The organism is Helicobacter cappadocius (genome assembly GCF_030688855.1).
Taxonomy (GTDB): Bacteria; Campylobacterota; Campylobacteria; order Campylobacterales; family Helicobacteraceae; genus Helicobacter_J; species Helicobacter_J cappadocius.
Map to the genome: position 1 here is coordinate 76,396 of NZ_JAUYZK010000002.1, position 26,407 is coordinate 102,802.

Genomic DNA, 26,407 nt, shown 5'->3' on the forward strand with positions numbered 1-26,407 from the left:
TATTATAAATTTTTTTTGATATATTTTAGATTAATTTTAAGCTTTTGATATTAGAACACCTTCTATTATATCATCAATATCCCCATCAAGTATTGCTTCAACATTACTATAAGCAATGTTGCTTCTGGCGTCTTTGACTTGTTGATAAGGTGCTAAAACATAACTTCTAATCTGATGTCCCCATCCAATTTCACTTTTTTCTTCTCCTGTGGTGTTTGAAGAATTTTGTTTTTCAAGTTCAAGTTCATAAAGTTTAGATTTGAGCATTTTTAATGCAGTAGCTTTATTTTTGTGCTGACTGCGATCATTTTGACATTGCACGACAATTCCGCTAGGAAGATGAGTGATTCTAATAGCAGATTCTGTTTTGTTTACATGCTGACCACCTGCACCACTTGCACGATAAGTGTCTATTCTTATATCTTTTTCTTCAATAACAATGTCAATATCATCATCAACTTCAGGACTCACTTGTACGCTTGCAAAACTTGTATGTCGTTTTGCATTTGCATCAAAAGGGGATATCCGCACCAATCGATGAACACCATTTTCACTTTTCATATATCCATAAGCATTTTCGCCTTTAATAAGAAAAGCGACTCCTTTGATACCTGCCTCTTCCCCATCTTGATAATCTAAAATTTCTGTTTTAAATCCTCTACGTTCAGCCCATCTTAAATACATTCGATAAAGAATACTTCCCCAATCCTGACTTTCGGTTCCCCCAGCACCAGGTTGTATTGTAACAATTGCATTTGTATTATCATTTTCTCCACTTAACATTACCTCTATTTCTACTTTTTTAATTCTTGAATCTAGCTCAGGAGCTTCTTCAAACAAAAGCTCTAGTGTTGAAGGATCATTATCAGAAGAGACTAAAGAAAACAATTCACTAGAATCATCAATAGATTTTTTTGCATTGTCGTAAGTTTTAAGTATGCGTTCAATTTTTACTTTTTCTTTACTGATTTCCCCTGCCTTTTTTGAATCATTCCAAAAATCTTGATCTTGTTGCATCTGAACTATTTCTTCAAGTCTTTTTTGGAGACTTTCGGGTTTGATAATTTTGGCGATATTTTCACATTTATTCTTGAGTTCTTTTAACAGTTCGCCATATTCATAAGAATCCATTGTTGCCCTTTGAATGATTTGATGTAATTGTACAAAAACAATGTATCATTAAAAATAAAATTTAGTAGGAAATGTGATGTTGTTGAGAATAAAAAAATCTTATGAGATAAAAGAGAATCTAGTTACATCAGAAGATATTTACAATGAACGTAGAAATCTACTTAAAAAAATGGGGGTTTTAGGACTAGGAAGCGTATTTGGTGTAGATATTTTAGATGCTGAAATAAATCAAACTACAAAAACAATAGAAATTGATAAAAATAAATATTTTTATGATGTGGATTCAAGATTTATCCAATATCCACTTACGCCATATCAAAAAGCTACTACTTATAATAATTTTTATGAATTTGGAATGCAAAAAGATGATCCATTTAATCGTGCAAGAGTTCTAAAAACAAGCCCTTGGGATGTGGTTATTGACGGTGAGGTGCAAAAACCTATCAAAATATCACTAGAAGATATTTTAAAAAGATTTAAACTCCAAGAGAGAATATATCATTTTCGTTGCGTGGAAGCTTGGAGTATGAATATTCCTTGGCTTGGCTTTCAACTAGGGGATTTGATAGATTTTGTTAGACCTAAAAGTAATGCTAAATTTGTTTTGTTTGAAACTGTGGTACAAGATAGTATGCCTGCAGTAAAAAACCCTTCCATAGCTGCTTATATAAAGTTTCCCTATAAAGAGGGTTTGAGATTAGATGAAGCAAAAAATCCTTTAACTATGCTTACAGTGGGAATGTATGGCAAAGTGTTGCCCAATCAAAATGGTGCTCCGCTAAGGCTAGTAGTTCCGTGGAAATATGGTTTTAAAAATATAAAGTCTATTTCCAGAATCACTTTGGTTGAAAAAATGCCAATTTCTACTTGGAATAAGCTAGATAGTTCTGAATATGGTTTTTATGCAAATGTTAATCCTGATGTCCCGCATCCTAGATGGTCTCAAGCAAATGAACGCTTCATAGGAGATGGTTTTTCATTTAATAAAATAGCTACAAAGCCGTTTAACGGGTATGAACAAGAGGTTGCAAAGATGTATGCAGGAATGGATATGAAAAAAAATTATTGACTTTCAAAACCCTTTGATTCATTTTGCTTTTGTTGCGATACAATCAAATCATATTAAAATTTCAATAAAAGGTAGATGTGATGTATGTGGAGGATATAATCAAGCAAATAAAAGTGAATTATCCAGATCAACGAGAGTTTCATCAGGCAGTGCAAGAAGTTCTTATTTCTTTGGCTCCAGCTATTGCAAAGCATAAAAAATATCAAGATTATGCTATTTTGGAGAGGATGATTATACCTGATAGAGAGATTATTTTTCGTGTGGATTGGGTAAATGATAGGGGAGAAATTCAAGTCAATACAGGGTATCGAGTAGAATTTAACTCGGCTATAGGTCCATATAAGGGAGGACTTAGATTTCATCCTAGTGTGAATATCGGAATTATCAAATTTTTAGGTTTTGAACAGGTTCTTAAGAATTCGCTTACTACACTTTCTTTAGGTGGTGGAAAAGGTGGGAGCAATTTTGATCCAAAAGGAAAAAGTGATGCTGAAGTTATGAGGTTTTGCCAAGCTTTTATGAATGAGTTGTATCGTCATATTGGGGCACATACTGATGTTCCTGCTGGAGATATTGGGGTAGGGGCTAGAGAAATTGGCTATCTTTTTGGCCAGTACAAAAAAATAACAAATCGATTTGATGGAGTACTCACTGGTAAGGGGTTAAATTGGGGAGGAAGTTTAGCTAGACCTGAAGCTACCGGTTATGGTTGTGTATATTTTGCACAAGAGATGCTCAAAGAGAGAGGGGAATCACTTAGTGGAAAAACTTGCACTGTATCAGGGAGTGGAAATGTGGCTATATATACTATAGAAAAACTCTATCAATTGGGAGCAAAACCAGTAACTGCAAGTGATTCTAAAGGAATGATTTATGATGAAAATGGAATTGATTTAGGTTTGTTGAAAGAAATTAAAGAATACAAAAGAGAAAGTTTGGAGGAATATGCAAAAATAAAGCCCAAATGTAAATACATAAAAATCAGTGATTACAAAGAAGGGACGAATGCAGTATGGAACATTCCTTGTTTTGCTGCATTTCCAAGTGCTACAGAAAACGAACTCAATCTTTGTGATGCGAAAAATCTTTTACAAAATGGTTGCAAGTGTGTAAGTGAAGGTGCAAATATGCCATCTACTCTTGAAGCTATTGATTTATTTTTGAAATCTAAGATATGCTATGGACCGGGCAAAGCAGCAAATGCTGGAGGAGTAGCTGTGAGCGGACTTGAAATGGCACAAAATGCGAGTATGCATTCATGGGATTTTGAAAGTGTAGATAATCATTTGCGTTCTATTATGGAAAACATCTTTGTGAAATCCTCTGAAACTGCTAAAGAATTTGGAGATCCTACTAATCTTGTTTTGGGTTCGAATATAGCAGGGTTTAGAAAAGTTGCAGATGCGATGATAGAACAGGGAGTATAAATTTTACATGAAGTAAAATTTTATATATTTTAATATACATTTTATTTTTTATTTTTTATTTTTTTGATATGCTTGATAATATAGAATAAAAACTTGAGGAGAATGTATTGTTACTTCCGAAATGGGAAGAGGGTTATAGTGTTGATAATGAAATGATTGACATGCAGCATAAAAAACTTTTTGATTTGGCACAGAAGGCCTATTTGATGGTGAATCATTCTGTATCAAAAGATGAGATCAAGGAAGTTTTGAGAGAGTTTTTTGAATATATGCGCGATCACTTCAAAGATGAAGAAGATTATATGATTTCTATTGGTTATCCTAGGCTAGATGAACATAAAAGACTTCATCGTCAAATCATCGCTGATTTTTCTGAATGTGTCAAAGAGATTCATTCTGCAAATGATCTGAAAGAAAAAATCGGAGTGATTGCTAAAGAGTGGCTTTTGCAGCATATTCTCAAAGAAGATATGCTCATAAGACGCTATTGTAAAGAGAGGATGTTTGTCCAAAGGGATTTAGGTATTTCTGTAGAAAAATATGAATACATCTGTTCTTGTAAAGGGAAGATTCACGAAGTTCCTCCCAATATTCATGAAAAAATACAACACCAAAATGCAAAGTTTATTTGTCGATTTTGCAAACAAATTCTTCGATTAAAACATTGATTCACTCTAATTCTAATTTATTTTTTATCAAATATCGTGCTATTGCATATATTACAAGCAATTCAATTGTATTGATAAGGATTTGTATTCCATAACCTTGTGTATAAAGAAGTGAATCATTCATTGCAAATATAGAGTTATAAAAGTCTCTAAGATTGGGCACAAAAATCGAAAATTGATTTTTGATGATTTCTAAAATAATCTGCAAAGCTATGAATATTAAAATCCCTATCATTAGGCGGTATTTTTTGATTTTGCCAATATTTAATATTCCAAGAACAAGTAAAAATTTGACCAGAAATAGAGCTATCCAAACCAAAAAATTTACATATGCCAAAAAAGTCCAAAAAGGATGAGAGAGAATCCCGGCGATAAATTGTCTAAAAAACATATCCAACATTCCGTAGTGATTCCAAAAGGTATTTATATATAGAGTTATAGCTAGTAAAATTGAGCTAAAAGCTATCCAAAAAACATTAATAAGGATTTTTGGAATCAATATTTCATCGATTTTTAGAGGCAGAGAAAAAGTTAGATACCCCTGAAGGGAAAACATTTTTTTGTTGATAGAATCTAAAACCGCCAGAATAATAAATGCAAACCACAGGAAACCACTCACAATTAAAGTGATGAAACAGATCATATTTATAATATCTGAAGCAAAATATTTTGCATATTCAGTTTGCGAAAAAAACCCCATTCCTAAAATGGAGAGACACACTAATATATCAATGAATAAAATTCCAAGATAATTGTCTAAAAAATCATATTTGAAAATTTTTCTCATCTAAAACTCCCCTTAAATGCTTCTTCTAAATTTGAGTAGTTTTTTCTGACTTCGCTAGTATCACCGAATTTGATGATGCTACCTTCTTTGATGAAAATACACATATCAACATATTTTTCAACATCAGATACCAAGTGCGTAGAGATAATTACACTTGATTGTGGATTGCGATTTTGTAAGATCAAATCAAATATTTCTTGACGAGCTAGTGGATCCACACCTGCAATCGGTTCGTCAAAGAGATAAAGCTTCGCATTTCTACAAAGAGTTGTTATGAGTTGTAGTTTTTCTTTTGTTCCTTTTGATAGAGATTTGAAAGATTTATCCAAGGGGATATGAAATTGTTCTAGGAGCATTAATGATTTTGAGTATTGAAAATCTTCAAAAAAATCTTCAAAAAAATCCAAAATTTTTCGAGCTTCCCATTTTTCATTCAAATAACTTGTATCAGGTAGATAAGAAATAATTTTTTTGCTTTCAATCCCTAGTTTGTGACCATCGATGAGGATTTTACCATCATATTGACTTAAAAGATTGGCTAATATTTTTATGAGTGTTGTTTTTCCTGCACCATTAGGACCTAATAGACCAATGATTTTATTTGCAGGAAGTTCTAGATTGATATCATGTAATGTTTCAATTCCGACGTAGCTCTTTGTGAGATGTTGTATGCTTAATAAACTTGAATTGTTCATAAAGTTCCTTGCACAAAAGTTTTTATATTTTCAATCACCATTTTAATCAAGGTTTCTCTAGCATTTCCATATGCCCAAGCAATATGTGGCGTGAGTATCATTTTCTCTTGAATTGATGGATTTAAGAAAGGATGATTTTTATCCATAGGTTCTTTTTCTAGTACATCTGTTGCAAAATATATATTTTTTGACTGTAAGGTCATGGCTATGTCAGACTCATTTACAATACCGCCACGACCAACATTAATAAGGATAGCATTTTCTTTGAGTAAGGAAAGTTCTTTTTTGCAGATGAGGTTTTTAGTATTTTCGTTTAAAGGTGCATGGATGGAGATAATATCACTCTCTTCAAGTAGATTTTTAAGAGGTTTTTGGAGATAGGTCTTATCGAGATTTTTTCCGCTTGTGGAAGCATAACTAATATTTGCACCAAAAGCCCCTGCAAGTGACGCCACTTTTTTGCCAATGCTACCGAGCCCTATAATACCCCATTTTTTTCCATCAAGCTCGTTTAAACCCCCATTGATGTGCATAAAAACATCGCTTTTGCACCATTGAGCACTTTTGCAATAGTGATCATAATAATCTAATTTTGAAAGAAGATTTAATGCTAATGTCAAAGTATGTTGTGCAACACTATTTGTGGAATATCCAGCAACATTTTTGACTACGATACCTTTTTCTTGTGCTGTTTTCATATCAATAATATTAGTCCCAGTGGCTGTTACGCAGATAAGTTTGAGCTTAGGAAGTTTTTGTAATACGGAAGCGTCAAGTACGACTTTATTTGTCAAGATAATATCGGCATCTTGAGATCTTGTGAGAGTTTCTTCAGGTGTGGTTGTTTGGTAGATTTTGAACTCACCAAATTTTTCTATTGGACTTAAATCGCACTCGCCTAGTGTTTTTGCATCTAAAATAACTATTTTCATATTCTCTCCTCTATTTTGGCGTGGATTTTTATATAATAGCATAGTTAGTTTTATAAAAGGAATTGTGTGCAAACAAACAAAAAAATCATTATTATCGCTAGATCTTGGAGAACAATAATAGAACAGGTAGAGATAAGGCAATGACAGAAAAAATAAAATTCACTTATCTGCAAAAACTTCTTATAAAATGGCAAACTCGTTCTCTTGGACCAAAAATCGATACATTAATGCTCGTACTTTCAGTGCTTGTTTATATGGGCAGACCTAATTTAGAAGCTCAGTTTGAACAAGCTAGAATTATTATCTCTAAAATGGTCAAACCATCAAATTTGGCTTCAAAAATTTTTGATAGAATTGTGATTTGTGTATCTGATTATGCAAGAGATGAAAAACTCTACATGCAAGATAGAGATCGTGCTTTCAATGCTGTTGTTCAAGATATTCAGTTTTATTCTATCGTGCTTGATATTCTCAAAGATAAGGGTTATGAAACTCAAAGAGATATTATTCGTTCGGTTATTCAAAAAGCATATGACGAGGAATACATTATTAGTAATGAAAATAAACGGATGTTAGAGTATCAAGAGCGAACATTTAGGCAATAATTATATAAAATATTTCTTAAATTAAGCTATTTATAAGATATTGAGCTATAGAATACCAAGTTTTAAATTTATATAGATTAATAAAAGGCAACAAATATGGACATAACAAAAACTGCTAAAATTAGCGAAATAAAACGTGATTGGGTTGTTTTAGATGCAAAAGATAAAACATTTGGTCGTTTGATTACAGAAGTGGCTACGATTTTGAGAGGCAAACATAAGCCTTGCTACACTCCTAATGTAGATTGTGGTGATTTTGTTATTATCATCAATGCTACTGAGGTAAAATTTTCTGGAATGAAGCTTGAGGATAAAGAGTACTTTACTCATTCAGGATATTTTGGAAGCACCAAGAGTAAAACTCTTAAGGAAATGCTAGATAAGTCTCCTGAAAAGCTTTATCATCTTGCTGTTAGGGGCATGTTACCAAAGACAAAATTAGGCAGAGCAATGATTAAGAAGCTAAAAGTGTATAAGGGTAGCGAACATCCTCATACAGCCCAAACTACAAAAAGTAAATAAAGGAATTATCAATGGCAAAAATTTATGCAACAGGGAAGAGAAAAACAGCAATAGCAAAAGTTTGGCTTACTAATGGAACTGGAAAAATGACTATCAATAATCAGACTTTAAATGATTGGCTTGGTGGACATGAAGCTATCAAAATGAAAGTGATGCAACCCCTGATTCTTACCAAACAGGATAAGTCTGTGGATATTATAGCTGTTACTTTGGGAGGAGGCTATTCCGCTCAAGCAGAAGCATTAAGACATGGAATTTCTAAGGCATTGAATGCTTATGACTTAGCATTTAGAGCGATTTTAAAACCCAAAGGTTTGCTCACAAGAGATTCAAGAGTAGTTGAAAGAAAAAAATATGGAAAGAAAAAAGCTAGAAGAAGCCCACAATTCTCAAAAAGATAATTTTTTGGATACAAGAGTCTTGCAAAGGACTTTTGTATCTTTATCCTCTAACCACAAGCCCCTAAAAATCTCCTCAGTATTTATCAGGCAATTTTTGTTCTTTTAATTTATTTTTCTATTCGTTTTTGTTTGTTTTTTGGTAATGTTTTTGAATATTGTAAGGTTTCTTAATCGCTTGATTATAGAATAAGGCTATAATTCAAATATCTAATAATAGGTGATTTTATGTTCAGTATCGATCTAAGAAATGACTCTATAAAAAAGTTATTTTTTTATTATTTTATTCCTTCTTTGTGTGCGATGATTGCACTTTCAACTTATTCTACTGTAGATGGGATTTTTGTAGGTAAAAAACTCGGCGAAAACGCTCTTGCTGCAGTGAGTATTTGTTGGCCAGTTTTTCCTATTTTGATTGCTTATGAACTACTTTTTGGACTTGGTGCAGCTTCAATAACTTCATATTTTTTGGGAAAAAATGAAGTTCATAGGGCTAGATTGATCTTTAGTTCGGTATTTTATTTTGTGATCCTAAGCTCTTTTGCTATTGGCGTAATTCTTTACTTTTTTGTAGATGAAATTGCTATTTTGTTGGGTAGTAGTGAAATTCTCAAACCCCTAGTTGTAGAATATTTGAAGGTGATTTTTTTAGGATCTGTTGTAATGGTTTTACATCCTCTGTGTGATGTTTTTGCGATCAATGATAAACAGCCTATTTTAGCAATGAGTGCTATGATAATCGGATCTTTTATGAATATCATCTTGAATTATTTATTCTTATTTGTTTTTGAGTTTGGTATCTATGGAAGTGCGTTAGCAACAATTTTAGGACATGGAATAGGTTTTCTAGTGCTTTTTCAACATTTTTTATTTAAAAGAGGAAAATTATATTTTATTCCTCGTTTTAGTTTCTCTGCGGTTATTTCATCTGCAAAAAGCGGTATTCCTCAGTGTGTTTCTGAACTCAGTGCAGCGATTGTTATGATAATGTTTAATGCTACCATAATGTCCATAGCCGGAGAAAGGGGTGTTACAATCTATGGGATCATTATGTATAGTGGAATTATATTCTTCACCATTTTACTTTCTATAGCACAGGGGATTCAACCTATTGCTAGTTTTAGTTATGGTGCTGGAAATATGAAGCGAGTAAAAAGTATTTTTGTTTTTAGTCTCAGTGTTTCCTTGGGAATTGCGATTATGATTTATCTAGTTTTTTATGGGTTTGATAAATATCTCGTGAAGTTATTTTTAAGATCAGATTTTTCTCTCACAGATCCTTATTTGCTCACAGATACTACAAAAGCCATGAGTGTTTATTATTTAGGATATATTTTTCTTGGAATCAATATTGTCTCAGCAATATTTTTTCAATCTGTCCAGAGAACAAAAAGTTCGTTTATTATTACGATTTGCTATACGCTAGTTTTTCTTGTTGCATTACTACCTTTTTTGAGTAAAAAATATGGTATGGAGGGGATTTGGATGGCTTATCCTATTTCGCAATTATTAGCTTTTTTAGTTGTTATTGTGGTGGTATGGTATGAAATAAAATGTGGCATATTTTCAGGAAAAATCGCAGGAGGTGATTCTTTATGGCAAAGAAAAAAATAATCTTATTTGACTTAGATGGGACATTGATTGACTCTACGGATGCTATTTATGATAGTTTCTGTTTTTCTTGCCAAAAAAATGGACTTGATATTCCACCTCTTGAAGAAGTAAAAAAAACAATCGGGCACACATTAGATGATATGTTTGCCTATTTTGGTGCCGATAAAGAAAAATTATGTTTTTTTAGGGATTCTTATAGAGAATTTTATCTAAAGGTTTTTTTAGAAAAAACAGAAATGCTACCCAATGCTACAGATTCTATTAAGCTAGCTAGTGAATTTGCTAAACTTGGCATTGTTACCACAAAAACATCAAAACGTTCTAGAGAGCTTTTAGAGTATTTGGGTGTTTTAAAATATTTTCAGATTGTAATTGGCATAGAAGATGTACAATTTCCTAAGCCACATAAAGAACCTATTTTGAATGCAAAAAATAAAATTGATACTAATATTCCTCTCTCAGATATATTTATGGTAGGAGATACTCCTCTTGATGCTAGATCGGCTATAGATGCAGGGGTGCATCCTATAGGTGTAAAATGTGGATATGGCGTATATGAAGATTTATGCAAGTTGTGCGAAAATGTTTTTGAAGATTCGCTAGAGGCAGTCAAATTTATCAGCACTTTTTAAACTGCTACCTTTTTACACGAAGTAAATTATAACTTTATCTTATGATGGGTTACATTTTGTATATTTAAGCTAAAAGCGAGTAGAATTCACCCACGAAAAGTTTAGAATTGTATCGTTTGTGCAGAGCCTATTATTTATTTTTGTTATGAGCGTTTGATATATTGGAATACTATTGCAGATGATTTACATTTCTAAAAGAACAACTAAACAAATAGGAAGGAGATATAGGTATGCTAGAAATCAGATGGCATTCAAGAGCCGGTCAAGGTGCAATTACTGGTGCTAAGGGTTTAGCAGATGTAGTAGCTGGAACAGGTAAGGAAGTACAGGCATTTGCACTTTATGGTTCTGCTAAACGAGGAGCAGCTATGACTGCTTATAACAGGATTGATTCAGAGCCTATTTTAAATCATGAAAAGTTTATGAATCCAGACTTTATTCTTGTAATAGATCCAGGTCTTACCTTCATCACAGATATTTGTGCAAATGAAAAACCAACTACGCAATATATTATTACAACCCACTTAAGCAAAGAAGAGCTTATAGAAAAGAAACCTGACTTGAAAGGGAAAAAGATATACACTTTGGATTGTATTAAAATATCCATTGATACATTGGGAAAACCTATTCCAAATGCTCCTATGCTTGGTGCATTGATGAAGGTGTCAGGTATGCTTGAAATTGAATTTTTTAAAAATGCTTTCAAAAAAGTTTTAGGCAAGAAACTCTCTCAAAAAGTCATTGATGCTAATATGTTGGCCATCCAACGTGCGTATGACGAAGTCCAATAAGGAGGCTATAATGAAAGGTTGGAATGATTTTGAAATTGGAGCTGTATTATTTCCATTTGAGAATAAAGGTCAGAGTGCTATAGAATCACATAACAATGAGCGTAAATATACACCAGATAGCTCTTTTAATAGTAGCGTAGCTCATTGGAGAGTGGAGAAGCCTATTCATAATAGCGAGGTGTGTATCAATTGTTTTAATTGTTGGGTTTATTGTCCTGATGCAGCCATACTTGCTAGAGAAGATAAACTTAGTGGCGTAGATTATGTGCATTGTAAAGGATGTGGGATATGTGTCAATGTTTGTCCAACAAATCCAAAATCTTTGCTAATGTTCAGCGATCACGAAAACAATCAAACTGCTCTATCAAACTGGCCCAAAAAAGAAGAGAAGAGAAAAGACTAAAGGAGACATTATGGCAAAGACTATGGAATTGCAAGAAATCGAAGTATGGGATGGCAATTTAGCAGCTTGTCATGCAATGAGACAAGCCCAAATTGATGTTGTTGCCGCTTATCCAATTACCCCCTCAACCCCTATTATTCAAAATTATGGTACTTTTATGGGAAATGGGTATATTGACGGTGAATTCATGCTTGTGGAATCCGAACATGCTGCGATGAGCGGATGTGTTGGAGCTGCTGCTGCTGGGGGGAGGGTTGCCACTGCCACAAGTTCGCAAGGTTTTGCGTTGATGGTAGAAGTTTTATATCAGGCTTCTGGTATGAGGCTCCCTGTGGTGCTTAATCTAGTCAACCGTGCACTAGCTTCACCGCTAAATATTCACGGCGATCATTCCGATATGTATCTAGGAAGAGATGCAGGATGGATAAATCTATGCACTTGTAATCCTCAAGAAGCTTATGATTTTAATCTTATGGCGTTTAGGATTGCCGAAAATATGAATGTTAGGATTCCCACCATTGTCAATCAAGATGGATTTTTGTGTTCACACACTGCACAGAATGTCCGTCCGTTGAGCGATGAAGCAGCTTATAATTTTATAGGTGATTATCAAAGTAAAAACTCACTTCTTGATTTTGAAAAACCTGCGACCTACGGTGCTCAAGCTGAAGAAGATTGGCATTTTGAGCATAAAGCTCAACTTCATAATGCTTTGATGCACTCTAGTGTTGTGATAGAAGAAGTCTTTGCAGATTTTGCTAAACTCACTGGTAGAGAATATAAAATTGTAGAAACTTATGATTTAGAAGATGCGGAAGTCGCTATATTTGCATTAGGTACGACCGCAGAATCTGCTAGAGTTGCTGCAAAAAAAGCTCGTAAAAATGGAATAAAAGCAGGAGTTGTCACAATTCGAGTATTTAGACCCTTCCCATATAGAGAGCTTGGAGAGGCACTCAAACATCTCAAAGCTATCGCTATTATGGATAAGAGCTTACCTGCTGGGGCTATGGGCGCACTTTTTAACGAAGTTGCCGCTTCTCTTTACCAAGTAGAAGGTTCTAAACATCCCGTACTTTCCAATTATATTTATGGTTTGGGGGAAAGAGATCTCACTCAAGTGGAGTTAATGGATATTTATCAGGATCTTGAAAAAAATGCAAAAACTGGCAAACTCACTCATCCAACTCAACAATTCATAGGACTTAGAGGTCCTAAACTAAGCTTTTGCTAAGGAGAAGATAATGGTAAAAGAAATTAAGAATCTAAAACAGTTTAGCAAATCAGCAGAAAAATTCGAAGGGGCACATCTTTTGTGTCCAGGATGTGCTCATGGAATGATTGTTAGAGAGGTTTTGAATGCTGTTGATGGTCCTGTAGTTCTGGGTAACTCGACAGGTTGTTTGGAGGTATCCACAGCCGTTTATCCCTTTACTTCTTGGGATGTTCCTTGGATACATATTGGATTTGAAAATGGATCTACTGCAGTTGCAGGGGCTGAAGCGATGTATAAAGCTCTTGCAAAAAAAGGCAAATACACTGGTCAGAGACCTAAATTTGTCGCTTTTGGTGGAGATGGTGCTACTTATGATATTGGCTTTCAGTGGATAAGTGGGTGTTTTGAAAGGGGTCATGATATGACTTATATTTGTTTGGACAATGAAGTCTATGCGAATACAGGAGGCCAAAGAAGTGGCTCTACTCCCTTGGGGGCTAGCACTTCTACAACTCCTGCAGGTAGCACAAGCTATGGAAAAAAAGAAAAAAAGAAAGATATATTATTTGTAATGGCAGCTCATGGATCTCCTTATGTGGCACAAGTAGCACCAAACAAATGGAAAGACATGAATAAAAAAATTAAACAAGCTATAGAAACCGAAGGTCCTACATTTATCAATGCAATGAGTGCTTGTACAACTGAATGGAAATTCGAATCTAATCATACTGTAGAGATGAGTGATTTGGCAGTAGATAGTCTTGTTTTTCCACTGTTTGAGATTGTAAATGGTACAGATCTTAATATTACTTATCGACCCAAAAATATTATTCCTGTTAGAGATTATTTGGGGGCACAAGGAAGATTTAAACACCTTTTTAAGCCTGGAAATGAGCATGTTATTGAACAATTTCAAAAAGATGTAGATGCTAGATGGGAACGTTTACAACGTTTAGAGGAAGCCAAAATTTGAGAATTTGACTTCTTTTGATAGGGTGAGTTCTATTTTATTTTGCTTTCATTGTCGATAAATTTTTAAGGAAATCATATGGTTGAAAGATACGCACGTGAAAAGATGAAAAAATTATGGGATATGAATGCAAAATATTCTGCTTGGCTACAGGTAGAAAAAGCGGTTGTAAGGGCTTGGAATAAACTTGGTTTTATTCCTGATGAAGATTGTGAGAAAATTTGTAAAAATGCTACATTTGACATTAAGAGAATTGATGAAATTGAATCAATAACTAAACATGATTTGATTGCCTTTACAACATCGGTTTCAGAAAGTTTGGGATCAGAATCCCGTTTTGTGCATTATGGAATCACTTCAAGTGATTGTATTGATACTGCGGTTGCCCTGCAGATGAGAGATAGTCTGAAAATTATCTTAGAAGATATAGAGCTATTGAGGCAAGCTATTAAAAAAAGAGCATTTGAGCACAAGAATACCTTAATGGTAGGAAGAAGTCATGGAATACATGGAGAACCCATCACATTTGGATTGGTTTTAGCGATTTGGTATGATGAGATAGGTCGTCATTTTGAGGCACTTAATCATACAATGAATGTGATTTGTGTGGGTGCTATCAGTGGAGCTATGGGAAATATGGCTCATACGCCTATAGAATTAGAAGAATTAGTTTGTGATGAATTAGGACTTAGTCCTGCCCCTGTAAGCAATCAAGTGATTCAACGCGATAGATATGCTAGATTAATGAGCGATTTGGCACTTTTGGCAAGTAGTTGTGAGAAAATCGCTATAGCTATTAGGCATTATCAGCGTACAGAGGTTTATGAAGCAGAAGAATACTTTTCAGAGGGGCAAAAAGGAAGTTCAGCGATGCCCCATAAACGAAATCCGGTATTGAGTGAGAATATCACCGGGCTTTGTCGAATAATAAGAAGTTTTTGTGTTCCAGCGATGGAGAATGTTGCACTATGGCACGAACGTGATATTTCTCATAGTTCTGTGGAAAGATTCATATTGCCTGATGGGTTTATCACAACTGATTTTATGCTTGATCGCTTAAAGGGATTAGTTGAAAATCTCGTGGTATATCCTCAAAATATGATGAAAAATCTCAACCTTACTGGAGGTTTGGTTTTTTCTCAGAGAGTTTTATTGGAATTGCCCAAAAAAGGAATTAGTAGGGAAGATAGCTATAAAATTGTACAAAGAAACGCAATGAAAGTATGGGAAGATCTCCAACAGGGCAAAAGTGCTATAAATGAAAATAAAGAGAGCTTGTATCTGCAGTATCTTCTTCGAGATGTAGAGTTAGTTGAAATTATTGGACAAGAAGCCATAAAAGAATGTTTTGATTATAATTATTACATAAAAAATGTTGATAAGATATTTCAGAGAGTTTTCAGATAAGGTTTCTAGGATCAAAAAATCCTTAGGTGTATAAGAGTGGTTTAGGCATCTAAGGAATTATCTAAAATATATACATATAGTTAAAAGTTAGATTGAAATTATAACCGATACTTTCTCTGATTGTGATAGGGGTGTTATCAGGAATATTTTTTTTGTAAATAGGAAATCCCGCAGTTCCAATCATCTTAGTCTCAGAGTCATTTATAAAAATGGGATTAATGAATAAATACCTCAAATTGATTTCAAACATATGATGTTTATTTACAATCACACCTCCCCCTATATTTGCTACAGGACTTTGAATATATTCATTTCCGCTTAAATTTGAGCGGTAGATATCATCATCAAGAAAATATGTATTAGCATAACCTAGAGAAACTGTCCCGCTTAGTTTATAATGAGTGAACTGATATCCACCACCAATAGAAAAATATCCTGTTATATCTCCAGTTTGAAATCCCCCAAATAAAATATCAAGCATTCCACCATAATATTCTGAATCCAAATATGCACTTTCATAATAGGAATTTGCATTGATAGGCGTGTATTGAAGTCCAAATGTTTCCATGCTATCCCAAGCTCTTCCATAATATCCATAGATTCTAATCCCTATATTTTTGGTTGTTTTGATAAGACCTAGTTTGCCTTCAAGATTAAAACCGCTAAAAGAGGGGGTATTTCCAGCTTTTTCTCCGTCTTTACTATAATTGTATGAGGTTAGATTTTGATCTGTCTTGAAGTGATTGTTTATAAAATCTGCTCCTGCACTCAGACCGAAAAATAATCCACCTGTAATATTATCCCCAACAACCGTATTTGTATCATTTACGTTTACAAGCGGCTTGGTATTTGGCATTTCATTTCCAAAACTATTAACAAGGGGAAGAAATAACAGGATAGACATATAAAGTACTCTTTTCATTTCTTTAGCTCCTATATAGAGTGTTGTACATGAACCATAAAATATACAAAACTATACTCAAAATAATTTTAAAAATAAATTAATTATTTAATTATACTATATTAAATAAATATAAATTTTTGATATGCTATTGAAATGAAAAATGTGTGTTTTTAAGGACTATATCAAAGTTAAAGTCAAACTATTTATGAGAGCAAGAAATTTTTTGGTCAGATAGACCAAAGAGATTGCGAGGCTAAATGTCTAATTTTGTAATCACAGATACACCTATATGCTAAATCAGCTATTTATAATCTTAAGTTCTGTCATCTAATTTTTGCATTATTAGAGTAGATTTTTATTTTTTAGATATTTGTTGATTTTTTTATAAAAAATAATTCCTACAGCTAAGGATTTAAATCATCGCCAGAATAAAATGCGTCAAAACATTCTACAGATTAGTTTTTTCATTTTATAATTCTTACCCATGATTTATGCGATTTTATAGATTTTAAAATAAGAGGTTTTTTGGTTCGATTTTATTCGATAATTAAGAATCTTGGTCATTTGGTGCTAAAGCCTTCTCCCAAAATCTAATTAAAAGAAAAAATAAAAACAAAGGATGTGTTGATGAAAGTAGCACTTTTGATGAGTGGTGGCGTGGATAGTTCTTATTCTGCTTACTTGCTAAAATCTCAAGGTTATGAAGTACAAGGGATTTACCTTAAACTTCACGACAAGGAAGCTAAACACGAAATATTTTTACGTAATTGTAAAAAAGTCTCTGAAAATCTTGGTTTTGAATTCAGAGTCGTTGAGGCTAAAGAGGAATTTAAAGAAAGTGTCTATAATGAGTTTATTAGCTCTTATAAACGCGGAGAAACTCCAAATCCCTGTGCTTTATGCAATCCTCTAATGAAGTTTGGCTTGGCTTTAGAACTTGCACTTTCTTTGGGTTGTGAAAAAATTGCTACAGGACATTATGCTAGAATACAAGAGGTTAATGGTATCAAACGAATTGCAGAAGCTAGAGATAAGAGCAAAGATCAGAGTTATTTTTTATATGCCATTTCTCAAGATGCTATCAATCGTCTTATTTTTCCTCTTGGAGATATGCTCAAAGAAGAAGTTAAGCCTAAGGCTTTTGAGGTGATGCCATGGCTTGGTAGTCTTGAAACCTATAAAGAGTCTCAGGAGATATGTTTCGTTGAAACTGACTATATTGATATTCTCAAAAAACATACTGAGGTTGAAAAAGAAGGTATTGTAAGGGATGTGCAAGGAAATATTGTCGGGAAACATAAAGGGTATATGCAATATACAATAGGCAAACGAAAAGGATTTAGTGTAAAGGGTGCTCACGAACCTCATTTTGTTGTGGGTATTGATTCGCAAAATAATGAAATCATTGTGGGAAAAAAAGAAGATCTTGCCACTAATAAAGTGGAAGCAATCAACAAATCATTGCTAAAAAACTTCAATGGGGGTGAATATAAAGTAAAAATCCGCTATCGTAGTACACCTTCTGAGGCTAAAATTTTTATTGATGGAGATAAAATTATTGCCGAATTAAAAGAGCCTGTCTATGGGGTTGCAAAAGGACAAGCATTAGTTGTATATCAAGATGATAAGGTTTTAGGAGGTGGAGTGATTATTTGAGACAAACCTTCTTTATTGAAGGTTTGTAAAGATTAGATTAGAGTTTTGATATTAATATTTTTAGTAAAATTTTTATTTTCATAGTATTTTAGTTTATCTCCATCAACTGTGGCAAAAGCATTATCAAATAGACTTACTATAGAGCTTTCAATTTTCATATCTCTTTCGTAGTTGAGAAAAATAAAATCGTCTTTCCATTTTCCAAAACCATCAAAAGATGAATCTTTAATAGAAGCAATAGGATCATATAAATTCCATCCAGAATCATTGATATAAGCTTGTGCTTTACTTAGGGTTGTGAGAGTTTTTATATTTATTCCTATCGCCTCTCTAGCAGGAATTCCACATGCACGACATAGAGATACAAAAATAGTATTTGCACTTATGTTTTCTCCTGATAAAATAGGGGTAGAATTTTTAGATAAGATAGTTCTTATTTTTGAAGTATCTTTGGCATTTTCATAATCAATATTTTTCTTTATCCATTTATAGATATTGACTAGTTTTTCTTGTTCGTTACCTAAACTCAATTCCTTAGCGATTTGTTCAATCATCCCATCTGTCCTAATATAGCGAGTTGGTTTTAAGTAATTTTCAAGATGATTGGATTTTTCTTTTGAGTTATCTTGAACTATCAATATATCTACACTTGCTAAAATCCTTTTTGGTTTCTTGCTGTATTGTGCATATATGATAGGTGTTTGGCTTTGAGTGTAGGTTTTATAAAAGTCATAATTCCCTTGTATTTTAACATTGCTAGGTTTTTGAAAACTTGTTGTCATTGGCATTGGTATCCATATTTTTGTATCACTTGCTGATGCAAAATTGATTTGGTATTCAAAAGTTAAATTGTATTTTTTTGTTTTCGCTGGGTTAGCATTCATGATATTTGAGCCCATCAAAATGCCTGTTCCTAAAATACTTGTTTTTATAAAATCTCTTCGTTGCATTTTTATCCTTGTTTGATTTTATGTAGATGTTTTATGCAAGTGATGTGTATTTACACATCACTTGAAGACTACAGAACTAATTCCGCCACTCTTTTGCCATAAGCAGGATCAGCTTTTGTAAAATGTTCTATTTGACGTTTTTTGATTTCGGTAGGCACACCTTCCATAGCTGATTTGATATTTTGGCAAAGCCTTTCTTTTTCTTCCGCACTTAAGAGTCGATACAAATCTCCAGGTTGAGTGTAGTAGTCGCTATCATCTTCTCTGAAGTCCCAATCATAGACAGCGGTTTCTTTTTCGAGTTTGCTAAGATCAAGTTTGGGTTCTCTTGCGTTTGGATCTTCTTGATAGCCCGGCAATGAACTTGGATTGTAATTAATCATACTTCCATATGCCCCATTTTGCATATATCCATCTCGAGATGTGGTATGGAATGGACATCTTGGAGCATTTACGGGTAATTGTGTGTGGTTGATACCTAATCTATATCTTTGTGTATCGCCATAAGAAAACAATCTACCTTGTAGCATTTTATCTGGACTGTAGCCGATTCCAGGAACTATATTTGCAGGATTAAATGCGGCTTGTTCTACTTCAGCAAAATAGTTTTCAGGATTTTTGTTCAATTCAACAATCCCCACTTCAATCAATGGAAAATCTTTTTGACTCCAAGTTTTGGTTAAATCAAATGGATGGAAGCGATAGGTTTTTGCTTCTGATTCAGTCATTATTTGCACACACATTCTCCATTTTGGAAAGTTCTTTTTTTCTATATTTTCAAATAAATCTTTTTGATGAGATTCTCTATCGTTGGCAATAACCGCTGCAGCTTCTTCGTTGGTAAGATTCTCTATCCCCTGCATTGTTTTCAGGTGAAATTTAACCCAAAACCTCTCATTTTTACTATTGATGAAGCTAAAGGTATGGCTTCCAAATCCGTGCATATGACGATAACTTTTTGGAATTCCGCGATCACTCATTGTGATAGTGACTTGATGAAGAGATTCAGGGTGTAAGCTCCAAAAATCCCAAGCGTTTGTAGCACTTCTTAGATTCGTTTTAGGATCTCTTTTTTGAGTGTGGATAAAATCAGGAAATTTTAATGGATCGCGAACGAAAAATACAGGCGTATTATTTCCTACAAGATCCCAGTTTCCTTCTTCTGTATAGAATTTCATTGCAAATCCTCTAGGATCTCTTTCTGCATCTGCTGCACCTCTTTCGCCAGCGACGGTAGAAAACCTAAAAAAACAAGGAGTTTTTTTGCCAACTTTTGCGAAAATTTTTGCTTTTGTGTATTTGGTTATATCATTGGTTACCGTAAATACTCCATAAGCTCCACTTCCTTTGGCATGAACAACTCTTTCTGGAATTCTTTCACGATCAAAATGGGCTAATTTCTCCAAAAACCAAGTATTTTGAAGCAACATAGGTCCTCTAGGACCAAAAGTGAGTGAATTTTGATTGTTTGCAATAGGGGTTCCTGTCGCATTTGTGAGTGTAACATTTTTCATATATTGTCTCCTGTGATGTTATTTTATGGATGCGATATGAATTATAAATGATGATAATTAATAATTTGTAAAAAAATTATTATTAGATAAAAATTATCAAAAAAATATATATTTTATAAGCAAGAACTCAAGTGCTATTATTTATAATCGCAGTGAATAAAAATTTAATTTGCAGGATTTAAACTATATGCGAGGATTCAAGATTTTTACAGGGAGTGCTCATCCCGAATTTAGTAAAGAGTTGGCAAAGCACCTTGACGCTGTGATTTCAAAAGCAACTGTCAGTCGTTTTAGTGATGGGGAAATCAATGTACAAATCAGCGAATCTGTAAGAGGCAAGGATGTTTTTATTATCCAGCCAACTTGTGCTCCAACTAACGATAATTTGATGGAGCTTTTGATAATGACAGATGCCTTTAAAAGAAGTTCAGCAAACTCAATAAATGCTGTAATTCCATATTTTGGTTATGCTAGACAAGATAGAAAAGCTGCTCCAAGAGTTCCTATTACAGCTAAACTTGTGGCAAATTTAATTCAAAGTGCGGGAGTTGATAGAGTTATTACGATGGATTTACACGCTGGACAAATACAAGGTTTTTTTGATGTTCCTGTAGATAATTTATATGGCTCTATTGTATTTAGAGATTATATTCGCGTGAAGAACTTCAAAAATCCCATTATCGCTAGTCCAGATATTGGTGGCGTTTCTCGTGCAAGGTATTTTGCCGATCAACTAGGTTTAGATCTTGTCATTGTTGATAAAAAACGTGAAAAAGCAAATGTAAGCGAAGTGATGAATATTATTGGAGATGTGCAGGATAAAGATGTAATCCTTGTAGATGATATGATTGATACCGCTGGAACAATGTGTAAAGCTGCGGATGTTTTAAAAACAAGAGGGGCTAAGTCTGTGATGGCACTTGGCACACATCCTGTTTTGAGTGGTCCTGCGATTGAACGAATTGAAAAAAGTTCCTTAAATGAAGTAGTAGTGAGCAATTCTATTCCTTTAAAACAGCAGTCTTCAAAAATAACCGTTTTGAGTGTCGCTCCACTTTTTGCAGAGGTTATCAGGAGAATTTATCACAATGAAAGCGTTAATTCGCTTTTTGTATAAGAAAGATTAGGAAAAATATGATTTTAGAACATGAAATTCCACAGGGAAGCAAATTGCATTTTGGTGCTTCAGCCAAAATTAAGCGCGAGGTTGAACATGCAGCTTGTGAGGTTTTTTATGAAAATGATTTTGAAGAGATTCTTACGCCTTGCTTTGTTTATTTAGAGCATCAAAAAAATTTTTCTAATCGCAATATTATTCGTCTTAGTTCGCAAAATAATCATCAAATTTCTTTGAGGTATGATAGCACCATTGATGCTATTAGAATTATTACCAAGCGTTTAGGCAGAAGTACAAATCAAAAAAAATGGTTTTACATTCAGCCTGTATATAGCTATCCTAGTAATGAAATTCATCAAATAGGTGCAGAATGCTTAAATGCAGATGAGATGAGTGAGACATTACGATTGGGTGCGAGTATTATTAACAGGCTTGGAATCTCCCCTGTTTTGCAAATATCAAATGTTAAGATACTTAAACTTTGTGCTCAAGATATGGGGATGGAAGTAAGTAAATTTCAAAAAATGCATATTGATGATATTTTGTCTATAGGAGGGTATCTTGAGGCTTTGCTTAGAATTCAAACTAAAGAAGATTTGGAAAATTTTATTAAAATATCCCCAAATTTTTTGAAAGCAGAATTGGAAGTTCTCTTGAAAAGCGGAGATGATTGTGATTATCCAAGAGTGATTTTTTCTCCTTTGGATTTTGCTCCTATTGAATATTATAATGATTTGGTTTTTAGAATGTTTGAGGGGAATCATACTTTACTTTTAGGTGGAAAGTACAGGATAGAAGATACTGAATCTTGTGGATTTGGAATCTATACAGATGATGTTGTAGATTGCTTGATGAGAAAAGACTTAAGGAAAAATAATGGCTGATTTGGTTGTAGGAATTCAATGGGGAGATGAAGGAAAGGGCAAAATCGTCGATATGCTCGCGAAAAATTATGATTATGTAGTAAGGTATCAAGGAGGTCACAACGCAGGACATACAATCGTTGTAGATGGTAAAAAGTATGCTTTGCACTTAATGCCATCAGGCATACTTTATTCTAAATGCAAAAATGTTATCGGAAATGGTGTCGTGATCGCCTTAGATGCTTTGTGTAAAGAAATTGAACAATTTGGAGATATACACAATAGGCTTTTTATCAGCGATAAAGCTCATTTGATTATGCCATATCATCAAATTATTGATGTTGCTAAAGAAGGATATAGAAAAAATGCTATTGGTACAACCGGAAAAGGAATAGGTCCAAGCTATGAGGACAAAATTGCTAGAAATGGTTTTAGGATAGGGGAACTTAGAGATTTACAATCTTTAGGTTTGAAACTCAAAAGTCATTTAAGTCAGATTGCATATATTCAAGATCTTTATAAAATTTCGCTACCTAGTTTTGAAAATATAATGGAATTATTAGAAGAAAAAAGAAAAAAAATTCTTCCATTTATTACAGATACGACGCAAATGCTTTGGAAGGCTATGGACGAAGGTAAAAAGATTCTTTTAGAAGGTGCTCAAGGTAGTATGCTAGACATTGATCATGGTACTTATCCTTTTGTGACAAGCTCTACTACAACTTCTTCAGGAGCTTGTAGTGGGACGGGTCTTAACATAAAAGATATTAAAAAAACAATTGGCATTTGTAAGGCATATTGTACGCGTGTAGGTAATGGGCCATTTCCAACGGAAGATTTTGCAGATATCGGGGAATTTTTACGTCAAAAAGGACAAGAGTTTGGTGTAACTACAGGAAGAGCTAGACGTTGCGGTTGGTTTGACGCATTGAGCGTGAAATATGCTTGCAGAATAAATGGTTGTGATGAAATTGCTTTGATGAAACTTGATATTTTAGATGGTCTTGATGAAGTTAAGGTATGTATAGGATACAAAAAAGATAATGAAATTATTGATTATGTGCCGAGTGATTTTGAGGGTTTAGAGCCTGTATATAAGAGTTATAAGGGATGGGATAAGACTTCTGGGGTTAGAGAATTTGATAAACTGCCTTTGAATGCTAAAGAATATATTTTAGATATTCAAAAACTCATCGGAGTAAAAATATCTATAATCTCTACAAGTCCTGAGAGAGAAGATACAATTGTTTTATGAATACTAAATTTGATTCCTTGCTCAAAATCAAACAACAACAGCTTGATAAATGCGAGATAGATATAATGCAAAACAATCAACTCATTGATTCAAAAAACAGAAAAATTGATATTCTTTTGCAGGATTTGAGTGAAGTAAATATTCCAAAAAATGGTGGGTATTGGGATTTTAAAAATATGCAAGATATTAAAAAAGCTTTTGTAAATGAAATAGATAAAACAAAAAATGAGATATCTAGATTAAAAAATATCGGTAAAAAACTTCAAGAATCTTATAAAATAGCTTTTGTAGAATATGAAAAAATCAAATATTTAAAAGATAATGAGATAAAAAAGATGATTTTAAAAATCAAGAAAAATGAGCTAAAAGACCTTGATGAAGTTGGAATAATGCTTTTTAAATCCAATAAGGAGAATGTATGAAAAAGATATGGATAGTCACATTTTTGTTTGTATTCATAGGGGTGCTACAAGGAGAAAACAAGATTGTAGCAGATACAACAACAAAAAATACCAACAGTGAGAATACAGAACAAAAAAATCTTTATATACCACCACCTTCAAACAGTCAGAATGCTTCAAACAGACTATTACAATGTAATGCTATCTTTGATGCAAGAAAAGAGGAGTTGAGTGAAAAAATCAGACAATTAGATGAAAAAACTCAATCCATTCAAGCTTTAGAAAATGCAACGCAGAATCTACTTAATCAACGTGAAGCAAAACTAAAAGAAAGAGAATCTGCTTTGAGTGCAAAACTAAAAGAGATAGAAGAAAAAGAATCTAATTTTAAAGTTACAAGCGAAAAAAAAGAATCTAATATTAAAGCTTTGATTGCTAAAAACGAAGATATTTTAAAACAAATTGATGGAGCCAAAAACAATAAGTTAGCCCAAACTTATGCAAAAATGAAGGATTCTAAAGCTGCTCCTATTATAGAAAATTTGCCCGAGGATGAAGCTGCTAGTATATTGTTTGCGCTTTCTGCCCAAGATATGGGAAAGATTCTATCTAAGATGGATCCTAAAAAAGCTGCAACGCTAACTGAAGTTTTGAAAAAAGGTCCTCCCTTTGAAAAACAAAAGCCAAAAACAACTCAAAAACCTCAGTCAGAAAATTCTGAAAATTCACAATTGCCCGCAAATTTAGATAAAAATCCAGATAAAAACACGCAAAATTCCTCAATATAGGTTTTGGATTATAGTATTTAAACTTATTTGTGATATGATTTTTAAATTAAAATTTATATTAAGGAGAATTAAATGAGAGTTTTGGTTATACAAGGTCCTAATTTAAATATGCTTGGACATAGAGATCCTAGAATATATGGAACAATGACATTAGAACAAATCCATCAAAATATGAAAGTATTTGCAAAACAAAATAATTTAGAATTAGATTTTTTTCAAAGCAATTTTGAAGGTGAAATCATTGATAAAATTCAAGAGTGTGTAGGAAGTGATTACGTTGGTATTATAATGAATCCAGGTGCTTATTCTCATACTTCTGTAGCTATTGCAGATGCCGTTGTAGGTGCAGGTGTACCTGTGATAGAGGTTCATTTGAGTAATATCCACGCTAGAGAAGATTATAGAAAAACAACCTATACAGGTGCTGTATCTGCGGGTGTTATCACTGGATTTGGTGCTTTTGGCTACCATATGGCAGTTATTGCTATGTTGCAAATACTCTCTGAGATTCAAGCAATGAGACAAGCTCAAGCTGCACAATCAGGTGCAATTAATCCCCAAAACTCACAAGATCATAAAAATGATTTAAAAGAAAATAAGCACGATCTAAAAGCTGAAATCAAAAATGAAAAAAAAGACAAATGAGCTAAATTATCTAACCACTAATGAGAATGCTCAATATTTTGAGTGTGGATATAGTTGTGATAATGCTTTGTTTTTAAAACTCGGGAGTGATAAGTTTTTTATCACAGATTCCCGCTATAGTTTAGAAGCTCAAAAAATACTAAAAGATGCTAGTGTTGTCCAATCAGGTGATTTAATAACATCTGTTTGTGAAATACTTAATAAGACCTCTATCAAAACTCTCATATATGATCCCACACAAATAACAGTGAGTGCATTTCATAAACTTAAAGATCTTTTAAAAAATTCTATAGAACTTTTTCCAAAACCTTATTTTCATCAGTATTTGAGAATTTTAAAAACTGAAGATGAAATAAAAAAAATCAAAAAATCTCAAAAGCTCAATAAAGATGCCTATGATCGTTTTGCGGATTTTGTCAATAGGTCTGGAAAATCTTTGAGCGAAAAAGAACTCTATTATCATGCACAGCAATTTTTAACCAGCTATGGTGAGTATGATTTAAGTTTTGAGCCTATTTTGGGTGTGAATGAAAATGCTGCAAAACCTCATGCTCTTCCGAGCAAAAAAGATAAACTCAAACGCGGAGATCTTTTGCTATTTGACGCAGGAATAAAATATAAACATTATTGTTCTGATAGAACTAGAACGGCATTTTTTCACAAAGAAGGCATTGATTTTAGCAAGAAGCAGAAGTTTAAAAACAATGAAATTCAAAAAATTTATGATATCGTTCTAAAAGCACAAGAAAAAACAATAGAGTTACTAAGAAGTGGGATGAGTGGTGCTGAGATTGATGGAATTGCTAGAGGCGTGATAGAAAAATCAGGTTATGGAAAATATTTTATTCATAGCACGGGGCATGGTATTGGGCTTGATATTCACGAACTGCCATTTATTTCTAGAAGTTCTGAGATTGTTATAGAAGATAATATGGTGTTTTCCATTGAGCCAGGAATTTATATTCCTGATCATTATGGAGTTCGTATAGAAGATTTGGTTGTTGTGAAAAATGGCAAGGCACAAATCATTTGAGTTTGAATATTTAT

At 33.4% G+C, this 26,407-nt stretch carries 27 protein-coding genes and 1 pseudogene; 21 read left to right on the top strand and 7 right to left on the bottom strand.

What is annotated here, in order from left to right:
- Nucleotides 1-36: 36 nt before the first annotated feature.
- Nucleotides 37-1,131, bottom strand: a complete 1,095-nt coding sequence (gene prfB, locus Q5I06_RS01690) for a peptide chain release factor 2 (RefSeq protein ID WP_305516473.1) — start codon at nucleotides 1,129-1,131, stop codon at nucleotides 37-39.
- A gap of 76 nt (nucleotides 1,132-1,207) precedes the next feature.
- Here prfB and msrP point away from each other — a divergent pair, with 76 nt between their 5' ends.
- The 3 genes from msrP to Q5I06_RS01705 all read left to right on the top strand — a co-directional run bounded on the left by msrP (nucleotide 1,208) and on the right by Q5I06_RS01705 (nucleotide 4,295).
- A complete protein-coding gene (gene msrP / locus Q5I06_RS01695) occupies nucleotides 1,208-2,200 on the top strand; it encodes a protein-methionine-sulfoxide reductase catalytic subunit MsrP (protein WP_305516474.1) in 993 nt (330 codons plus the stop codon).
- An 80-nt stretch (nucleotides 2,201-2,280) separates the two neighbouring features.
- Nucleotides 2,281-3,627, top strand: a complete 1,347-nt coding sequence (gene gdhA / locus Q5I06_RS01700; protein WP_305516475.1) for an NADP-specific glutamate dehydrogenase — start codon at nucleotides 2,281-2,283, stop codon at nucleotides 3,625-3,627.
- A 107-nt stretch (nucleotides 3,628-3,734) separates the two neighbouring features.
- Complete coding sequence (locus tag Q5I06_RS01705; protein WP_305516476.1) at nucleotides 3,735-4,295, top strand: bacteriohemerythrin; 561 nt, start codon at nucleotides 3,735-3,737, stop codon at nucleotides 4,293-4,295.
- 1 nt (nucleotide 4,296) lies between these two features.
- Here the strand turns inward: Q5I06_RS01705 and Q5I06_RS01710 are convergent, their stop codons facing one another.
- From Q5I06_RS01710 to Q5I06_RS01720, 3 genes are read right to left on the bottom strand one after another with little or no spacing between them, the layout of a single operon-like run.
- On the bottom strand, nucleotides 4,297-5,082 hold the full coding sequence (locus Q5I06_RS01710; RefSeq protein ID WP_305516477.1) for a hypothetical protein: 786 nt from the start codon (nucleotides 5,080-5,082) through the stop codon (nucleotides 4,297-4,299).
- Complete coding sequence (locus Q5I06_RS01715) at nucleotides 5,079-5,777, bottom strand: ABC transporter ATP-binding protein (RefSeq protein WP_305516478.1); 699 nt, start codon at nucleotides 5,775-5,777, stop codon at nucleotides 5,079-5,081. Before Q5I06_RS01715 ends, Q5I06_RS01710 begins: the two co-directional genes overlap by 4 nt.
- Entirely contained in the window at nucleotides 5,774-6,709 is a 936-nt protein-coding gene (locus Q5I06_RS01720) for a D-2-hydroxyacid dehydrogenase (protein ID WP_305516479.1), read from the bottom strand. Before Q5I06_RS01720 ends, Q5I06_RS01715 begins: the two co-directional genes overlap by 4 nt.
- Before the next feature lie 140 nt (nucleotides 6,710-6,849).
- Between Q5I06_RS01720 and Q5I06_RS01725 the strand changes: the two genes are divergently transcribed.
- The 10 genes from Q5I06_RS01725 (at nucleotide 6,850) to purB (ending at nucleotide 15,267) form a co-directional block, all read left to right on the top strand.
- A complete protein-coding gene (locus Q5I06_RS01725) occupies nucleotides 6,850-7,314 on the top strand; it encodes a hypothetical protein (protein ID WP_305516480.1) in 465 nt (154 codons plus the stop codon).
- A 96-nt stretch (nucleotides 7,315-7,410) separates the two neighbouring features.
- Nucleotides 7,411-7,836 (top strand): 50S ribosomal protein L13, encoded by a 426-nt coding sequence (gene rplM / locus Q5I06_RS01730; protein ID WP_305516481.1) that lies wholly within the window; start codon nucleotides 7,411-7,413, stop codon nucleotides 7,834-7,836.
- 11 nt (nucleotides 7,837-7,847) lie between these two features.
- Nucleotides 7,848-8,237, top strand: coding sequence for a 30S ribosomal protein S9 (gene rpsI / locus Q5I06_RS01735; RefSeq protein ID WP_305516482.1), 390 nt, complete (start codon nucleotides 7,848-7,850; stop codon nucleotides 8,235-8,237).
- 225 nt (nucleotides 8,238-8,462) lie between these two features.
- A complete protein-coding gene (locus Q5I06_RS01740; RefSeq protein ID WP_305516483.1) occupies nucleotides 8,463-9,848 on the top strand; it encodes an MATE family efflux transporter in 1,386 nt (461 codons plus the stop codon).
- Nucleotides 9,830-10,480 carry an HAD family hydrolase gene (locus tag Q5I06_RS01745; protein WP_305516484.1) on the top strand — a complete coding sequence of 217 codons (651 nt, stop codon included), beginning with the start codon at nucleotides 9,830-9,832 and terminating at the stop codon, nucleotides 10,478-10,480. The genes Q5I06_RS01740 and Q5I06_RS01745 overlap by 19 nt, the downstream gene beginning before the upstream one ends.
- Before the next feature lie 230 nt (nucleotides 10,481-10,710).
- A complete protein-coding gene (locus Q5I06_RS01750; RefSeq protein WP_305516485.1) occupies nucleotides 10,711-11,271 on the top strand; it encodes a pyruvate flavodoxin oxidoreductase subunit gamma in 561 nt (186 codons plus the stop codon).
- Between the two features lie 10 nt (nucleotides 11,272-11,281).
- On the top strand, nucleotides 11,282-11,674 hold the full coding sequence (locus tag Q5I06_RS01755) for a 4Fe-4S dicluster-binding protein (RefSeq protein ID WP_305516486.1): 393 nt from the start codon (nucleotides 11,282-11,284) through the stop codon (nucleotides 11,672-11,674).
- A 10-nt stretch (nucleotides 11,675-11,684) separates the two neighbouring features.
- Entirely contained in the window at nucleotides 11,685-12,908 is a 1,224-nt protein-coding gene (locus Q5I06_RS01760; protein ID WP_305516487.1) for a 2-oxoacid:ferredoxin oxidoreductase subunit alpha, read from the top strand.
- Nucleotides 12,909-12,918: 10 nt separating this feature from the next.
- Nucleotides 12,919-13,863, top strand: a complete 945-nt coding sequence (locus Q5I06_RS01765) for a thiamine pyrophosphate-dependent enzyme (RefSeq protein WP_305516488.1) — start codon at nucleotides 12,919-12,921, stop codon at nucleotides 13,861-13,863.
- Between the two features lie 75 nt (nucleotides 13,864-13,938).
- Nucleotides 13,939-15,267 (top strand): adenylosuccinate lyase, encoded by a 1,329-nt coding sequence (purB, locus tag Q5I06_RS01770; RefSeq protein ID WP_305516489.1) that lies wholly within the window; start codon nucleotides 13,939-13,941, stop codon nucleotides 15,265-15,267.
- A 61-nt stretch (nucleotides 15,268-15,328) separates the two neighbouring features.
- Here the strand turns inward: purB and Q5I06_RS01775 are convergent, their stop codons facing one another.
- On the bottom strand, nucleotides 15,329-16,189 hold the full coding sequence (locus Q5I06_RS01775) for a hypothetical protein (RefSeq protein ID WP_305516490.1): 861 nt from the start codon (nucleotides 16,187-16,189) through the stop codon (nucleotides 15,329-15,331).
- A 609-nt stretch (nucleotides 16,190-16,798) separates the two neighbouring features.
- Here Q5I06_RS01775 and mnmA point away from each other — a divergent pair.
- Entirely contained in the window at nucleotides 16,799-17,827 is a 1,029-nt protein-coding gene (gene mnmA, locus Q5I06_RS01780) for a tRNA 2-thiouridine(34) synthase MnmA (protein ID WP_305516491.1), read from the top strand.
- Between the two features lie 32 nt (nucleotides 17,828-17,859).
- On the opposite strand, the gene Q5I06_RS01785 is transcribed toward mnmA, so the two are convergent.
- Nucleotides 17,860-18,777: a transglutaminase-like domain-containing protein gene (locus Q5I06_RS01785; protein ID WP_305516492.1), complete on the bottom strand. Its 918-nt coding sequence runs from the start codon at nucleotides 18,775-18,777 to the stop codon at nucleotides 17,860-17,862.
- Between the two features lie 68 nt (nucleotides 18,778-18,845).
- Complete coding sequence (locus Q5I06_RS01790; protein ID WP_305516493.1) at nucleotides 18,846-20,291, bottom strand: catalase; 1,446 nt, start codon at nucleotides 20,289-20,291, stop codon at nucleotides 18,846-18,848.
- A gap of 187 nt (nucleotides 20,292-20,478) precedes the next feature.
- On the opposite strand from Q5I06_RS01790, the gene Q5I06_RS01795 reads away from it, so the two are divergent.
- The 7 genes and pseudogenes from Q5I06_RS01795 (at nucleotide 20,479) to Q5I06_RS01825 (ending at nucleotide 26,393) form a co-directional block, all read left to right on the top strand.
- Nucleotides 20,479-21,408 (top strand): ribose-phosphate pyrophosphokinase, encoded by a 930-nt coding sequence (locus Q5I06_RS01795; protein WP_305516494.1) that lies wholly within the window; start codon nucleotides 20,479-20,481, stop codon nucleotides 21,406-21,408.
- Between the two features lie 17 nt (nucleotides 21,409-21,425).
- Entirely contained in the window at nucleotides 21,426-22,292 is an 867-nt protein-coding gene (locus Q5I06_RS01800) for an ATP phosphoribosyltransferase regulatory subunit (RefSeq protein ID WP_305516495.1), read from the top strand.
- Entirely contained in the window at nucleotides 22,285-23,526 is a 1,242-nt protein-coding gene (locus Q5I06_RS01805) for an adenylosuccinate synthase (protein WP_305516496.1), read from the top strand. Before Q5I06_RS01800 ends, Q5I06_RS01805 begins: the two co-directional genes overlap by 8 nt.
- Nucleotides 23,523-23,948, top strand: a complete 426-nt coding sequence (locus Q5I06_RS01810; RefSeq protein WP_305516497.1) for a flagellar export protein FliJ — start codon at nucleotides 23,523-23,525, stop codon at nucleotides 23,946-23,948. The genes Q5I06_RS01805 and Q5I06_RS01810 overlap by 4 nt, the downstream gene beginning before the upstream one ends.
- Nucleotides 23,945-24,715 carry a MotE family protein gene (locus Q5I06_RS01815; protein WP_305516498.1) on the top strand — a complete coding sequence of 257 codons (771 nt, stop codon included), beginning with the start codon at nucleotides 23,945-23,947 and terminating at the stop codon, nucleotides 24,713-24,715. Before Q5I06_RS01810 ends, Q5I06_RS01815 begins: the two co-directional genes overlap by 4 nt.
- A gap of 72 nt (nucleotides 24,716-24,787) precedes the next feature.
- Nucleotides 24,788-25,258: pseudogene (aroQ, locus tag Q5I06_RS01820) on the top strand (type II 3-dehydroquinate dehydratase); the annotation flags it as partial.
- Nucleotides 25,259-25,340: 82 nt separating this feature from the next.
- On the top strand, nucleotides 25,341-26,393 hold the full coding sequence (locus Q5I06_RS01825) for an aminopeptidase P family protein (protein ID WP_305516499.1): 1,053 nt from the start codon (nucleotides 25,341-25,343) through the stop codon (nucleotides 26,391-26,393).
- Nucleotides 26,394-26,407: the final 14 nt, after the last annotated feature.

Coding starts and splice junctions, on each gene's coding strand:
- Q5I06_RS01725 (WP_305516480.1), top strand. CDS start 6,850: ATGACAGAAAAAATAAAATTCACTTATCTGCAAAAACTTCTTATAAAA.
- purB (WP_305516489.1), top strand. CDS start 13,939: ATGGTTGAAAGATACGCACGTGAAAAGATGAAAAAATTATGGGATATG.
- Q5I06_RS01750 (WP_305516485.1), top strand. CDS start 10,711: ATGCTAGAAATCAGATGGCATTCAAGAGCCGGTCAAGGTGCAATTACT.
- Q5I06_RS01815 (WP_305516498.1), top strand. CDS start 23,945: ATGAAAAAGATATGGATAGTCACATTTTTGTTTGTATTCATAGGGGTG.
- Q5I06_RS01760 (WP_305516487.1), top strand. CDS start 11,685: ATGGCAAAGACTATGGAATTGCAAGAAATCGAAGTATGGGATGGCAAT.
- Q5I06_RS01805 (WP_305516496.1), top strand. CDS start 22,285: ATGGCTGATTTGGTTGTAGGAATTCAATGGGGAGATGAAGGAAAGGGC.
- Q5I06_RS01825 (WP_305516499.1), top strand. CDS start 25,341: ATGAAAAAAAAGACAAATGAGCTAAATTATCTAACCACTAATGAGAAT.
- Q5I06_RS01740 (WP_305516483.1), top strand. CDS start 8,463: ATGTTCAGTATCGATCTAAGAAATGACTCTATAAAAAAGTTATTTTTT.
- Q5I06_RS01800 (WP_305516495.1), top strand. CDS start 21,426: ATGATTTTAGAACATGAAATTCCACAGGGAAGCAAATTGCATTTTGGT.
- Q5I06_RS01765 (WP_305516488.1), top strand. CDS start 12,919: ATGGTAAAAGAAATTAAGAATCTAAAACAGTTTAGCAAATCAGCAGAA.
- Q5I06_RS01790 (WP_305516493.1), bottom strand. CDS start 20,291: ATGAAAAATGTTACACTCACAAATGCGACAGGAACCCCTATTGCAAAC.
- Q5I06_RS01745 (WP_305516484.1), top strand. CDS start 9,830: ATGGCAAAGAAAAAAATAATCTTATTTGACTTAGATGGGACATTGATT.
- Q5I06_RS01715 (WP_305516478.1), bottom strand. CDS start 5,777: ATGAACAATTCAAGTTTATTAAGCATACAACATCTCACAAAGAGCTAC.
- rplM (WP_305516481.1), top strand. CDS start 7,411: ATGGACATAACAAAAACTGCTAAAATTAGCGAAATAAAACGTGATTGG.
- rpsI (WP_305516482.1), top strand. CDS start 7,848: ATGGCAAAAATTTATGCAACAGGGAAGAGAAAAACAGCAATAGCAAAA.
- Q5I06_RS01710 (WP_305516477.1), bottom strand. CDS start 5,082: ATGAGAAAAATTTTCAAATATGATTTTTTAGACAATTATCTTGGAATT.
- Q5I06_RS01810 (WP_305516497.1), top strand. CDS start 23,523: ATGAATACTAAATTTGATTCCTTGCTCAAAATCAAACAACAACAGCTT.
- msrP (WP_305516474.1), top strand. CDS start 1,208: ATGTTGTTGAGAATAAAAAAATCTTATGAGATAAAAGAGAATCTAGTT.
- Q5I06_RS01720 (WP_305516479.1), bottom strand. CDS start 6,709: ATGAAAATAGTTATTTTAGATGCAAAAACACTAGGCGAGTGCGATTTA.
- Q5I06_RS01795 (WP_305516494.1), top strand. CDS start 20,479: ATGCGAGGATTCAAGATTTTTACAGGGAGTGCTCATCCCGAATTTAGT.
- Q5I06_RS01775 (WP_305516490.1), bottom strand. CDS start 16,189: ATGAAAAGAGTACTTTATATGTCTATCCTGTTATTTCTTCCCCTTGTT.
- gdhA (WP_305516475.1), top strand. CDS start 2,281: ATGTATGTGGAGGATATAATCAAGCAAATAAAAGTGAATTATCCAGAT.
- prfB (WP_305516473.1), bottom strand. CDS start 1,131: ATGGATTCTTATGAATATGGCGAACTGTTAAAAGAACTCAAGAATAAA.
- Q5I06_RS01755 (WP_305516486.1), top strand. CDS start 11,282: ATGAAAGGTTGGAATGATTTTGAAATTGGAGCTGTATTATTTCCATTT.
- mnmA (WP_305516491.1), top strand. CDS start 16,799: ATGAAAGTAGCACTTTTGATGAGTGGTGGCGTGGATAGTTCTTATTCT.
- Q5I06_RS01785 (WP_305516492.1), bottom strand. CDS start 18,777: ATGCAACGAAGAGATTTTATAAAAACAAGTATTTTAGGAACAGGCATT.